Source organism: Microcoleus sp. w2-18bC1, from assembly GCF_036700365.1.
In the GTDB taxonomy this organism is placed as follows: Bacteria; Cyanobacteriota; Cyanobacteriia; order Cyanobacteriales; family Microcoleaceae; genus Microcoleus.
On sequence record NZ_JAUBOS010000025.1, the window covers coordinates 43,849 to 56,832 of the forward strand.

Below are 12,984 nucleotides of genomic sequence, written 5' to 3' on the forward strand. Positions count from 1 at the left end.
TAAAGCGAGGCAGAGCCTCCATTTTAGCGCTAAGTGTTTCGCGGCGAAGTCTCCGATTTTTCATCGGGTTGTTCGCTAGGAGTGCAAGCAACGGAATTATCTGCTTGTCGGTGCTCAGCTATTGTTGATAAACCCAAGCCCATCGAGCTGATTATTCCGAGCATTGATATCGAGATAATTGCTGTTTTCATTCTACCTCTTCGGTCAATTTTTAGCCAAAATTGCTGTTAACTACAGATTTGTTTTCTACACTGCTTGTTCCGGACCAGTTTCTACAGGTAAATTAGTCTGACTGTATTCAGTCCAAGAACCTTCGTAGATTCTGACTTTCGGATAGTTCAGCAAGTGTTTCAAAACTACATATTGCAGCGTTGCTTCCCGCCCCGTACTGCAAGTAACGATGATGTCGCTGTTGCGATCGATCTTTTTAGCTGCCAAAATCTGCTTGATTTCGTCGAGAGACTTCAACTTGTGAGGGTTTTCAGCATCGGTAAAAGTCGGCCAGGGAAGGTTGCGAGCGCCGGGAATGTGTCCGTTGCGCGTCCAGATTTTTTCTTCCCCTTGAAATAGTTTTTCCGGTCTGGGATCGATGAATGTGACGCCTGTTTTGCCAATTAAATTTTTGACTTCATCTAGGGTAACACGAATTGATTTGTTGTCGCGCACAGTCAGTGTACCAGCCGCGTATTTTGGAAACTCTTTCGTCACAGTTTGAGCTGCTTTGTAACCCGCATAACCTCCGTCGATAACTGCGATGTCCGAGTGTCCCAATCGCTCCAATACGTAAGCAACCATTGTCGCGCCGAGAATGTCTCTGCCGTCGGAATAAACTAAGACGCGGCTGTTGTCTGTTACTCCTGCCCGCGACAGTAATTGCCCCAGTTTATCCGGCGTTAGATACTGTACTGGCAAACCACTGTCCGGCCCGCGCAAGGTGTTGTCGGCGATGTTGACTGCGTTGGGAAGATGCCCGATAAAGTAGTCCATTGGATTGGTACGGACATCGAGAATTCGCAGGTTTTTGTCGCTGGCGTTTTGGGCAACCCATGCGGGGGAAACGAATTGAATTTTACTTTTTGATTCCGCTGCTTGGGTTTGGAAAAATGGGAACAGAGGAATTGCGATCGCCAGCACCGCTAGGACGGCAATTAATGCCCCTATTTTGTTTCTTTTAAATCGAGCTTTCAGGGATTTAGTTTTCATTTTCTTTCCTCTTGTATTGTCTCTGTCGAAAAGCACAAAAAGCTCCTCGCTGCTAGAGAGTCGATCGCTCTCTCCAGTAATCACCTTAAAGTTGATTGATTTACCGTATATTATAGGTATAGCTGTTGATTGTTGCACAGACAGTCTCAGAAAGTCAATAGTTTTTTTTAGTAGCGAAGGATACAGGAATTTTGGGGCGATTCCCTTCGGAATAGCTTCGCATGCGCGTGCTCGCGAGCACGCGCGTGCGAGACATTGATTCTACCCTTAGATTTCGTAGTGCCACACCTCGGAAGGTTGCAGAATAATCCGGTGGAGTGGCAGACGATCTATCAAGCCTTGCTGCTCAAAATGACCGAGGGTGCGAGTGACTGTTACGCGACTTGTGCCGATGATTTCTGCAATGTCCTGATGCGTTAAAATCATATCTATCAGATGTCCTTGCTCTACCTCAGAACCAAACCTCTTAGCCAGCCAAGTTAATAGTTGATAGAGCATAAAATCAACTCTTTTGTAACCTCGCATTACCATAAAAGCTTCAGCCTGCTGAATGTGAGTGAGCAAAATATCTCTATTGAGCCAGCGATCGCCAGATAATAGAATTGCCTCGACTTTAGTGAGGCATTCAATTTGAAAAGGATCGCATTTTGATATCGGTTTGCCGATCGTATCACCAGGCCCCCACAATCCCAAGGTGATAATTGTGCCATCTTCAAGCCACGTTACAGTTCGCACTACTCCAGTTTCAATTCGCCACAAAGCATTGCTTCTGTTCGGCAAGTGCGAGCGGCGAGAGAATATATGTCTGCTCGTTTCATCAAATGTTTTAGTGGAGAGAGAAGCAATAGTCATAGCCAGTTACTGAATAAATTAAAGTTAGTTTGTACCAGGGTAGCAGGATAGTCTTGTCGGAAAAAATCTATATAAATTGAAATTTAACTAGATTCCTGCACCGTCTAAAAAATCTGTAATAAATAAATTAGAATACATAAATAATTCATGTTTTTCTGCCTCTTTTTGCTCTGATCCAGTTATTGTTAGCGGAGATAATTGAGATTTCAAAAAAGCAACCTGCTCTTCTAAATTCTTAATTCTATCGAACAAAGCTCGAATCGCTTGAGCTTCCAAATCCGGTAGACCTTGAGAATTTTGAGCATCTTCCACCTGCTTTTTCCGAGAGATGATGCGGCCGGGGATTCCCACAACTGTGCAATCGCTAGGGACATCCCGCAGCACTACCGAACCCGCACCAATCCGAACATTATTGCCAATTTGAATATTGCCTAAAACTTTAGCACCTGCTCCTACCACTACATTTTCTCCCAGCGTTGGATGCCGTTTTCCTATTTCTTTACCCGTGCCGCCAATGGTCGCTCCTTGATAAATTACAGCATAATCTCCAACGATCGCCGTTTCGCCAATGACCACCCCCATACCGTGGTCGATAAACACCCCCCTACCAATTTTTGCTCCTGGGTGAATCTCAATACCTGTTAAAAAGCGACTCATTTGGGAAATCAAGCGCGGTATAAACGGCAGGCCAGCCGAATAAAGCCAGTTTGCTATCCGGTGCAAAAAAAGTGCTTGCAGTCCGGGATAGCAAAATAATACTTCCAGCCAGTTGCGCGCCGCGGGGTCGCGTTCGTAAATAATTTGCAAGTCACTGAACATATTTAGTCTCGCCGTGCTTGGGTTATACAGTATCGGCAGTGCCGACGGTTTAAGCTGCTTAAAGCAGTATTGGTTTTGGCATTATTACATATAATACTGTAATCCGACCGAATTACAGTAGTTAATGAGAAAAAAATTTTCCTTTCCCAGCCCCTTCTAAGCTGCCTCCGATATTTTCCGCGAAACAAACGGTAGTGCTTGTCTGACTTCTTGTCGCAGCGGAATCTCGATCGAGAATTCCGTCCCCAATCCCGGTGTCGAATCGCAGCGCAGCGTACCTTTGTGCTTTTCTACGACAATTTTATAGCTGATGGACAGTCCCAATCCTGTCCCTTTTCCGACCGGTTTCGTCGTAAAGAAGGGGTCGAACAGCCGTTTTTTGACATTTTCTGCCATACCGGGGCCGTTGTCAGATATCCGCACAATTATTTTGTCGGGGATCGAATATTCTGTGGTTATGGCGATCGCGATCGGATTGGCTTTCGCTGCTGTGGGCCCGCGATCGAGGTTGTAACTCTCAAGGGCGTCGATCGCATTAGCCAGAATATTCATAAACACCTGATTTAATTGTCCGGCATAGCACTCTACTAAAGGTAAATGGCTGTAGTTTTTAATAATCTCGATCGCCGGGCGATCGGCTGTAGCTTTCAGGCGACTTTGCAGAATTAGCAGAGTGCTGTCAATGCCTTCATGGATATTGACAGGTTTCATTTCGCTTTCGTCTAAGCGAGAGAAGTTCCGCAAAGATTGAACAATTTGAACAATGCGATCGGCTCCTATTTTCATCGAAGACAACAGTTGGGGCAAATCTTTGCTGAGAAAGTCAAAGTCAATATTTTGTAAATATTCTGAAATTTCCGACTGAGGGTATAAAGAGTGTTTTTGGTAAAGTTTTACCAACTCTAACAAATCGCTACTATATGCCCTGACGTGGTGGATATTGCCATAAATGAAATTTATAGGATTGTTGACTTCGTGGGCGACACCAGCAACTAATAAACCCAAACTAGACATTTTCTCCTGCTGAATCAGTTGAGCTTGAGTTTGTTGCAACTCTTGCAAAGTTTGCTCTAGTTGTTTAGATTTAGCCGTGCGTTCTGCTGCTATTTTTTCAATTTTTTCGGTATAATTTAACAAGCTCATGAGATAAAGTGTCGCCACCAAAGTTAAGATTATCCCCAAAATCAAAACAGTCAAAGAACGCCAAAATTTTAGAGGATTAATGTACTCGGGTGTTAGCCGTAATTGCAGCAACCACCTGCGATTTTCAATATTGAGAATGCGGGTGCAACTGCTGCCGTCCGGGCAGTAAGCTCTTTCCCCAATTTGGATGTTATTTTTAATGTTTTCATCGGTAATTATCCTTTTTGTCTTGGCTTCATAAAAAGCAAGAAATTTTTCGGTTTCAGGAGCCATGGCATCTTGAAGATAAACGTTAACAAAGTTGAGGTTAGTTTCCTGTAAAGCCGATTTGACAATCGCATCAACCAGCAAAACGCCAAAAGTAAAACCTTTCAAATTTTCTGGTGAGCGATCAGGTAAATTTGGCGGCAATTCTGCGCCATCGTCAGCAGAACTTTGAGTAAAAATTGGCATGAAGACGAAGACGGTGGGTTGATTTTGGGAAGACCATTTTTGGCGATCAGTCGCGGTAATTTCTTGTCTTTTTGTGGCGTTTTCTAACGCTACCCGATTGGCTTTTAAGTCTAAACCTAAATCTATTTCATCTGTTAGGAATTCGGGAGAGTAAGAAACACGGGGCAGCCAAGCGATCGCCTTCAGGCTCGGATGCCGGTAGAGGGCAGGACCAACAAATGTCTTCATTTCTGGTTTTTTAACGCCGTCAAATACGCTGTAAAATGCTCCAGCAGCCCGAATTATTTCTAAATTGCCGCTAACATCCCTCTGAATGTCTGTAGCTATTTTGTCCAGCCGGTCTTGCAGTTCGACTTGCATGGATTTGTATTCCCAATTGTACGCAACTGAAGAGGCGATCGCAGACAATCCCAATCCTGCACAAAGTGTTAATCCTGCCTGGATGTAACGGCGATAAGCAAGTAAAGTGCTAGTTGCTAAATTCAAGAATTTGTTAGCAGTCATATTCTTCACCTATCTTGTTTCTAGTTCTCCGTCCCAGGCTCTGCCTGAGATTTCTCTTTTTTCTCTTTTTCTCGTTCCCAGGCTCTGCCTGGGAATGAATTTCAGGAGGCTCTATCTCCGATTTAGAGCCATGAGACAGCTTTACCAGGCACGAGCCTGGTAACGATGTGGCAGCAGTGTTTTGTAGAAGCTCCCCGATAGTATTTTGAGTAAGATGCAGCCGCTGATTTAAATTGAATAAACAGGGAAAGTCATCGCGTGTTTGGGCTTGACGTAAACCTGCTGATCTCGCGTTAACTGTAGAGAATCGAAGCGCTCGCGACTAACGTAAGCTGTTACTACCTGCTCCGATTCTAACACTAACTCGGTTTGTATTTCCCGCCCTAAATGAATGATGCGGCTGACTTTTGCTAATGCAAAACCCGACTGTGGCTTAGTTTGAATTTCCACATCGTGGGGGCGCAAAAATACTACTTCAGAATGAGCTGCTCCGTTCTTGTGAGCCGTTGTGCCGTTGCTGGCGAACAAACCCGCAGCATTCGACAGCACATTGACCGGCCCAATAAAACTCATCACAAAAGCTGATGCCGGTTTGTCATAAATTTCAGCAGGAGAGCCAACTTGTTCGACTCTACCTTTGTTCATCACCACAATTTCATCGGCTACTTCCATAGCTTCTTCTTGGTCGTGAGTCACAAAAACTGTGGTGATATTAACTTCTTTGTGAAGGTTGTGCAGCCACGATCGCAATTCTTTGCGGACTTTAGCATCTAATGCTCCAAAAGGTTCGTCTAGCAGCAGCACTTTCGGTTGAACTGCGAGAGCTCTTGCCAAAGCAACCCGCTGCCGCTGGCCCCCGGAAAGTTGCGAAGGATAGCGATCGCCCAAACCTGTCAACTGCACTAAATCCAAAAGTTCATCCACCCGCCTGCGAATAGAGTCTTTAGGAACTTTGCGAATTTCCATCGCAAAAGCAATATTTTTCCGAATACTCATGTGTTTGAACAAAGCATAGTGCTGAAACACAAAACCAATATGCCGTTCCTGCACCGACTGCTGGGTAGCATCCTCCCCGATCAGGTAAATCTGACCGCTATCCGGCGGTTCGAGTCCCGCAATCATCCTCAGCAGAGTCGATTTCCCCGAACCAGAAGGCCCTAAAAGCGCGACTAGAGAGCCGTTTTTTATTTTCAAACTCACGTTGTCAATGGCGTGGAAGGAGCCGAAGTGTTTCGATACGTTCTCAATTGTAATGCTCATGACTTTGTGTACCTATTTTAGGAGTTGATGGTATTAACTCCATATATCTGACCGATTTACAGTAGTATATCCTGAAATTAATATTTGGCAAGGCCTGTAACTTTTTGTATTGTATTTCGAGCCCTGCTGATGGGGACGGCCCTTGAAAGTTGACGCTGGCAAGGCGTCTGAGTTAACCCGCGAGGGTTTCCAGATGTGGCTGTAGCCGTGCGATCGTCGGAGAATAAGCCAATGCTGAAATTACGTAGAAACCGGGTTTGATGGACGCAAATACAGCCTCATAACCTTTAAAACCTTTAATCCCCGTAAAAAACCCGGTTTCTTTGCTGTCCATCTATTTATATTTTACCGCTGCCGACAATTCCCCGACTCCCGGCGATATTAAAGATTTCATGTACAAATTGCTCAATCTGAGGTGCGATCGCCCACAATTTATATGACAATAGTTAGTTCATAAGCATACAGGCTTCAGCTTTGACAAACTACCAGAATAGTAAATTCTAACCAGAACACCACTATGGGAAAACCAACAGGCTTTATCGAATTCTTGCGCGAATTGCCCTCCGAACTCTCACCAGTCGAGAGAGTCCACAACTGGGACGAATTTCACCTGCCGATGGAAGAGGACAAACTCCGCACCCAAGGCGCGCGCTGCATGGACTGCGGCATTCCGTTTTGCCACACGGGCACAATTATCAGCGGCATGGCAAGCGGCTGCCCCATTAACAACCTCATCCCCGAATGGAACGACCTCGTATATCGCGGACTCTGGAAAGAAGCCCTAGACAGACTCCACAAAACCAACAACTTCCCGGAATTCACCGGCCGCGTCTGTCCCGCCCCCTGCGAAGGCGCTTGCGTGCTCGGCATCAACAACCCGCCAGTCACGATTAAAAACATCGAAGCCGCAATTATCGATAAAGGCTGGGATGAAGGCTGGATTACTGCCGAACCACCCGCCAAACGCACCGGCAAAAAAATCGCCGTTATCGGTTCCGGGCCCGCCGGTTTGTCCGCCGCCGCGCAACTCAACAAAGCCGGTCATTGGGTAACTGTATACGAAAGAGCCGATCGACCAGGCGGCCTGCTAATGTATGGCATCCCCAACATGAAGCTAGACAAAGAACAAGTCGTAATGCGCCGCCTCAAAGTCCTCGAGGACGAAGGCGTGACATTCGTCTGCAACACCGAAGTCGGCAAAGACTTACCAGCCGAACAACTGCTAAAAGAATACGACTCCGTTGTCCTCTGTACCGGCGCCACCAAACCCCGCGACTTGGGCATCCCCGGCCGCGAATTAAAAGGCATCCACTTCGCAATGGACTTCCTGACTGCGAACACCAAAGCAGTTTTAGACAAGAGCACCAACGATAACTTCATCTCCGCCGAAGGCAAAGATATCGTGATCATCGGCGGCGGCGACACCGGCACCGACTGCGTGGGCACCTCCATTCGCCACGGCTGCAAAAGCCTGGTACAGCTAGAAATCCTGCCCAAACCGCCCTCGGAACGGGCGGCCAACAATCCCTGGCCCGAATGGCCAAAAGTCTACCGCCTCGACTACGGCCAAGAAGAAGCCGCAGCCAAATTCGGCGACGACCCCCGCGGCTATCTCACCACGGCGACAAAGTTCGAGGGCGACGAAAACGGCAATGTCAAAGCTGTGCACACCGTTGAGGTGGAGTGGGCGAAAAACGAGAAAGGGCAGTTCATTCCGAACCACATCCCGGGTACCGAAAAAGTGTTGCCCGCACAGCTTGTCTTGCTAGCGATGGGCTTCCTCGGCCCGGAACAGCCCTTGCTGGATGCGCTGGGATTGGAACGCGACGCCCGCAGCAACGTGAAAGCCGAACACGAAAAATATACAACCAGCATTCCGGGAGTTTTCGCGGCTGGAGACTGTCGCCGGGGACAAAGTTTGGTGGTTTGGGCGATTAATGAAGGGCGCGGCGTGGCCCGGGAGTGCGACCTTTATCTGATGGGGAGCACGGATTTGCCTTAGTTGGTAGGGGGTCGATCGCCCTTATTCATTTTCCGCTGGTTCATGGGCTGGTAGGGGCGGGTTCGCCGAGATTTCGAGGAAAAAACCGTAAATCTTGTAAACCCGCCCCCACCCTACGAAATAACCGAAATCCTGAGAAATCGTAATATTTGGGTGGGGGAGGGCGGGTTTAGATAATTTGTGGTTGGGTGTCAGATATTTTGGCGAACCCGCCCCTACAGGAATTGCGAGCGAACTTATTCTCGATCGCCCAAGTTTTTGAGAAAATAGAAGTACAAAAATAACATAATTTTGATAAATTGTTCAGGTTTCCTGCAACAAATATACTAAATTAAAAACTTATGACTACTCATCCTATCAACCGCGCCACTACCCTCAAAACTGCCTATCAAGTCTGTAATCCTCTCCAATCCTTAGAAGGTGCAGATCTCGATCGCTATTATGTCGATTTATCAGAAGTTCGCAAAACCGAAGCGATCGCAGGTGTCAGTAATATTTTAGACTGTCAAGAACCAGAACAGTTTACCACAATCCTGTTTACCGGACATCGCGGCTCTGGCAAAAGTACCGAATTGAAGCGAATTCAAAAAGAGTGGGAAAAAGATTATCGCGTCATTTATCTGGAAGTCAACGAAGAGACAGATATTAATGATGTCGGTTATACAGATTTCTATTTAATTGCCATTAAGCGAGTTGAGTTTGAAATGCGCCGGCTGGGGCTGAAATTAGATTCTCGGCTGATGGATAATTTTGAGGCTTGGTTTAAGGATGTCACCGAAGAAACAGAACGAACCGTTGAAAGTTCCATCAGCATCGAAGGAGAAGCAACTTTGGGGCCGGAAGCTCCATTTTTAGCGAAGTTGTTGGTAAAATTACTGGCACAAATTAAAGGTTCTGATAAGCAGAAAAAAACAATTCGCCAAACTTTAGAAAAAGATATCTCTCGATTGAAAGCCGATATCAACTTGCTGTTAAATGATGCTCTCAAAAAGCTGCGTAAAAAGTTTCCTAACTATAAAGGTTTTTTAATTATCTTTGATAATTTAGACCGCGTTCCTCCCAAGGTGGCAAACCATTTATTTTTTGACTATGCCGCTCAACTTCAAGAACTGAACTGTACGATGATTTATACAGTTCCGCTGGGAGCTCTGTACTCGTCTCAAAATGCCGTCAAGAATTTTGACTGTCCTCACATAGTCCCGATGGTCAATATTTATGAATTTAATCGAGATAGCTGTGACTTAAACTACAATGAAGTTAGCTTAAATGCTATGGCTAGTTTAATCGAACGCCGAGTTGAAGTTGACACAATCTTTGAGTCCCGCGAACAATTGCTGGAAGTGGCAAAAGCCAGCGGTGGTCATGTTCGCCAACTCATCCAGATTATGCGAACTGCTTCCATAACAGCTAGAGGTCGCGGTCACGATAAAATAATGGCTGAAGATGTTACCTATGCAATCAAACAAGAACAATTTAATTTTGAACGGATTATCCCGCAAAATCATTATCCACTTTTAGCTCAAGTTTGTTTGACAAAAAATATTAATAAAGATGAAATCAGTGAGTTGATGTTATTCAATCTTTCGGTTTTGGAATACAACGGCAAAAATCGATGGAACTATCCGAATCCGGTGGTGAAGCAAAATGAAGAATTCCAAAAAGCTCTCCGAGATGCCAGAGAATCCAATGTTAACCCAGAACGATCGTAATTCACAAATTGGGCGATTTTTAGCTGTCAATCAGCAAGCATTTACTCAACTTTTGACGTTTGTTGATTTTTCGGAGAATTTGACTATCGGGTTTGCAGAAGTTAATTTTAATGCGGAAGCGGATTTGCTAATTGAGGGATTGAAAAATCATCCGATTTCTCAAGAAACTCAATTTGAAGTTGTGAGTTTTGATGAGAATTTGCGTTTTCTCCGAGATGAAATTATCAAGATTTTACCTACTATTAAGCGAGAGCCAAATAAAAAATTAGTTTTAATTGTGCGGGGATTGGAAAAGTCGATCGGCAAATTTGACGAATATCCTCCAGTATTACAAGACCTTAATTGGGTGCGAGATGCTTATAAAACCAGCGTTCCCCATCCGATCCTGTTTGTTTTGCCGGACTATGCGATTACTCGTTTGGCGAAGTTTGCACCGGATTTTTGGGCGTGGAAATCTGGTGTGTTTCTCTTTAAAACTACTCAAGCTACTAGAGATGATGCCGTTGCTAGGACTCTCGATCTGGAAAAAATTTTTAGGACATTAAACCCACCGGAGAAGAAAGAAAGAATAGAACTTTTAGAGTCTTTGTTGATGGAATACAGTCCGAGCCATTCTGGTTCTGAAAAAAATCCTAGTGCTTGCAGCAACATTTTACATCAATTAGGAGTTGCTTATCTCAGTCAAGAAAAGCCAGCTAAAGCGAGAGAATATTTAGAAAAAGCATTGGAGTTGACTGTTGAAACAAAAAATTTAGCGCTGCAAGCTCAAGTATACCAGGGATTGGGAGAATCTTATCAGCAAGAGCAACAATTTTTGGCGGCAGTGAATGCCTATCAAAAATCGCTGGAAATTGCCCGCAAACAGGAAAACCGCCACGGGGAAGCTAATGCTTTATATGGTTTGGGTAATGTCTTTCAGAAGTTGCGGGATTGGTCACAAGCAAAGGTTTTTTATCAGGAATATTTAGAGATTGCACAAGCAGTAGGGAATATTTACTTGCAAGCTATTGCCTATTTACTGTTAGGATGGGTAGCAAAAGAAATGTGGAATCTGAATGAGGCTGAGTGGTATTATCAACAAATTTTAGAAAAATTCAGTGAATTGCCAGATGTTCCCTTTGTTATGATAATTAGTTTATTATTGGGAGAAATTGAGCTAAAGCGTGGCAATTGGGATGAAGCAGAGAGATTGTACCGGCAATCTTTGGAATTGATGACAAAATTGGGCGATCTCTCTGGTATGGCAACTTGTTTGGGACAATTGGGAGATATTGAGCGAAATCGCGGTAATTGGGATGAAGCTGAGAGATTGTACCGACAATGTTTGGAATTAAGGACAGAATTAGGAGATCGCTCTGGCATGGCAACTTGTTGGGGACAATTGGGAGATATTGAGCGATGGCGTGGCAATTGGGATGAAGCAGAGAGATTATACCGACAATGTTTGGAAATTATGACAGAATTAGGCGATCGCTCTGTTATGTCAAGTAGTTGGGGAGTATTGGGAGATATTGAGCTAAAGCGTGGTAATTGGGATGAAGCTGAAAGATTATACCGACAATGTTTAGAATTTAAGACAGAATTGGGAGATAGTTCTGGTATGGCCACTTGTTGGAGACAATTGGGAGATATCGAGCGAAATCGCGGCAATTGGGATGAAGCGGAGAGATTGTACCGGCAATCTTTGGAAGTTGAGAGAGGATTGGGAGATCGCTCTGGTATAGCAACTTGCTGGGAGCTATTGGGAGATATCGAGTTAAGACGTGGCAATTGGGATAAAGCGGAGATATTGTATCAGCAATCTTTGCAATTAAGGACAGAATTAGGAGATCGGTCTGGTATGGCAATTTGTTGGGGACTATTGGGAAATATAGAGAAAAATCTCGGCAATTGGGATGAAGCTGAGAAATTGTACCGACAATGTTTGGAATTTAAGACAAAATTGGGCGATCGCTCTAATATAGCAAGTTCGATCGGTTGTTTGGGAGAAATCGAAATGCTTAAGGGGAATTTAGATGCGGCAGAACCACTTTTAAAAGACTATTTAGCGAAATTCCAAGAACTGGGAGAATCTAGCAACATTGCGGAGGCTAACTATGATTTAGCACGACTTTACCGCAAACGTAACAACCCAGAACTTGCCCAACAACATTACAACAGTGCCCATCAAATATTTCAACAATTGGGAGCCGCGAAAGACTTAGAAAGAATCGAGCGAGAGTGGGAATCCGATTAAGTTCACTCAATAAATGCCGCAGGCGATAGGTGGAAAAACTCAGCTAATTTCTGAATTTGACTCACCGTCAGTTCCCTGTTACCATTCAACACCTCAGCCACCAGAGACTCAGTAGCAAAAATATCAACCAAGTCTTTTTCTGAAAGCTCAGCTTCAACCATCAAAGCCTTGAGCAATTTAATCCCCTTCAGCACAGGCATTGGCTCATGTTTTTGTTCGTAATCATAGACAAGAATACCGAGCACATTTAAGTAATCTCGGTCATCTTGCGTCAGTTTTCGGCGATCCAAAATATAATTAATCCGATTTTGGGTAGCAATTAACTCAGCTTCACAACTAATCGGGCGCGGGGGAAAAGCTACGATTAACTCAATGTAATCGCTACTAGGAGTTTTCAAACCAATCGTCATTTTTCCAATTCTCCTTGTCGTATTCTGAATGAATTAATACACTGCGGACGAATACTATTTGGTATTCATAATCAATAAAACAGATTAGCCGATAATTATTGCCACCAATATTAAAGACTGTAAAATTACCTACTAAGTCAGCGGAGGGAAAGACTTGGCGTACCTCGACAAAATTTTGCCATTCAGCCTCAGAAGTACGCTGATACCATATTAATAGACTTGGTTCAGCATTGGGGTGTTTTTCCCAAAATTCTCTCAGTGGTTTTCGGCTGATGACACGCATTAGATAATTATTTTATTCCTTGCTTGATAAGTATCATAGCTTTTAAGGTGCGTCAGCTTGGAGATTTTCGATTATTGATACAATTGTCGAAGCTGACACACCCTACGATT

12 protein-coding genes are annotated in these 12,984 nt (G+C 44.5%); 3 read left to right on the forward strand and 9 right to left on the reverse strand.

Annotated features, from left to right (window positions below; all coding sequences use genetic code 11):
- Positions 1-29 precede the first annotated feature (29 nt).
- The 7 genes from QT979_RS15210 to QT979_RS15240 all read right to left on the reverse strand — a co-directional run bounded on the left by QT979_RS15210 (position 30) and on the right by QT979_RS15240 (position 6,568).
- Positions 30-191, reverse strand: coding sequence for a hypothetical protein (locus QT979_RS15210; protein WP_333210116.1), 162 nt, complete (start codon positions 189-191; stop codon positions 30-32).
- Between the two features lie 55 nt (positions 192-246).
- Positions 247-1,203 carry a sulfurtransferase gene (locus tag QT979_RS15215; protein ID WP_333231988.1) on the reverse strand — a complete coding sequence of 319 codons (957 nt, stop codon included), beginning with the start codon at positions 1,201-1,203 and terminating at the stop codon, positions 247-249.
- A 267-nt stretch (positions 1,204-1,470) separates the two neighbouring features.
- Positions 1,471-2,055, reverse strand: a complete 585-nt coding sequence (locus tag QT979_RS15220; protein ID WP_333083957.1) for a Crp/Fnr family transcriptional regulator — start codon at positions 2,053-2,055, stop codon at positions 1,471-1,473.
- Between the two features lie 87 nt (positions 2,056-2,142).
- Positions 2,143-2,874, reverse strand: a complete 732-nt coding sequence (cysE, locus tag QT979_RS15225) for a serine O-acetyltransferase (protein ID WP_333231990.1) — start codon at positions 2,872-2,874, stop codon at positions 2,143-2,145.
- A gap of 156 nt (positions 2,875-3,030) precedes the next feature.
- A complete protein-coding gene (locus QT979_RS15230; RefSeq protein ID WP_333210108.1) occupies positions 3,031-4,974 on the reverse strand; it encodes an ATP-binding protein in 1,944 nt (647 codons plus the stop codon).
- Between the two features lie 228 nt (positions 4,975-5,202).
- Positions 5,203-6,234 carry a sulfate ABC transporter ATP-binding protein gene (locus QT979_RS15235; protein WP_333210106.1) on the reverse strand — a complete coding sequence of 344 codons (1,032 nt, stop codon included), beginning with the start codon at positions 6,232-6,234 and terminating at the stop codon, positions 5,203-5,205.
- A gap of 172 nt (positions 6,235-6,406) precedes the next feature.
- Positions 6,407-6,568, reverse strand: a complete 162-nt coding sequence (locus QT979_RS15240; protein WP_333210105.1) for a hypothetical protein — start codon at positions 6,566-6,568, stop codon at positions 6,407-6,409.
- Between the two features lie 183 nt (positions 6,569-6,751).
- Here QT979_RS15240 and gltD point away from each other — a divergent pair, with 183 nt between their 5' ends.
- From gltD to QT979_RS15255, 3 genes are all read left to right on the forward strand, one after another.
- Positions 6,752-8,236: a glutamate synthase small subunit gene (gene gltD / locus QT979_RS15245; protein ID WP_333253831.1), complete on the forward strand. Its 1,485-nt coding sequence runs from the start codon at positions 6,752-6,754 to the stop codon at positions 8,234-8,236.
- Between the two features lie 341 nt (positions 8,237-8,577).
- On the forward strand, positions 8,578-9,945 hold the full coding sequence (locus QT979_RS15250) for a P-loop NTPase fold protein (RefSeq protein WP_333310841.1): 1,368 nt from the start codon (positions 8,578-8,580) through the stop codon (positions 9,943-9,945).
- Positions 9,923-12,181, forward strand: coding sequence for a tetratricopeptide repeat protein (locus QT979_RS15255; protein WP_333310843.1), 2,259 nt, complete (start codon positions 9,923-9,925; stop codon positions 12,179-12,181). The genes QT979_RS15250 and QT979_RS15255 overlap by 23 nt, the downstream gene beginning before the upstream one ends.
- A gap of 2 nt (positions 12,182-12,183) precedes the next feature.
- On the opposite strand, the gene QT979_RS15260 is transcribed toward QT979_RS15255, so the two are convergent.
- On the reverse strand, positions 12,184-12,591 hold the full coding sequence (locus QT979_RS15260; RefSeq protein WP_333310845.1) for a transcriptional regulator: 408 nt from the start codon (positions 12,589-12,591) through the stop codon (positions 12,184-12,186).
- Positions 12,566-12,874: a type II toxin-antitoxin system HigB family toxin gene (locus tag QT979_RS15265; RefSeq protein WP_333310847.1), complete on the reverse strand. Its 309-nt coding sequence runs from the start codon at positions 12,872-12,874 to the stop codon at positions 12,566-12,568. Before QT979_RS15265 ends, QT979_RS15260 begins: the two co-directional genes overlap by 26 nt.
- Positions 12,875-12,984: the final 110 nt, after the last annotated feature.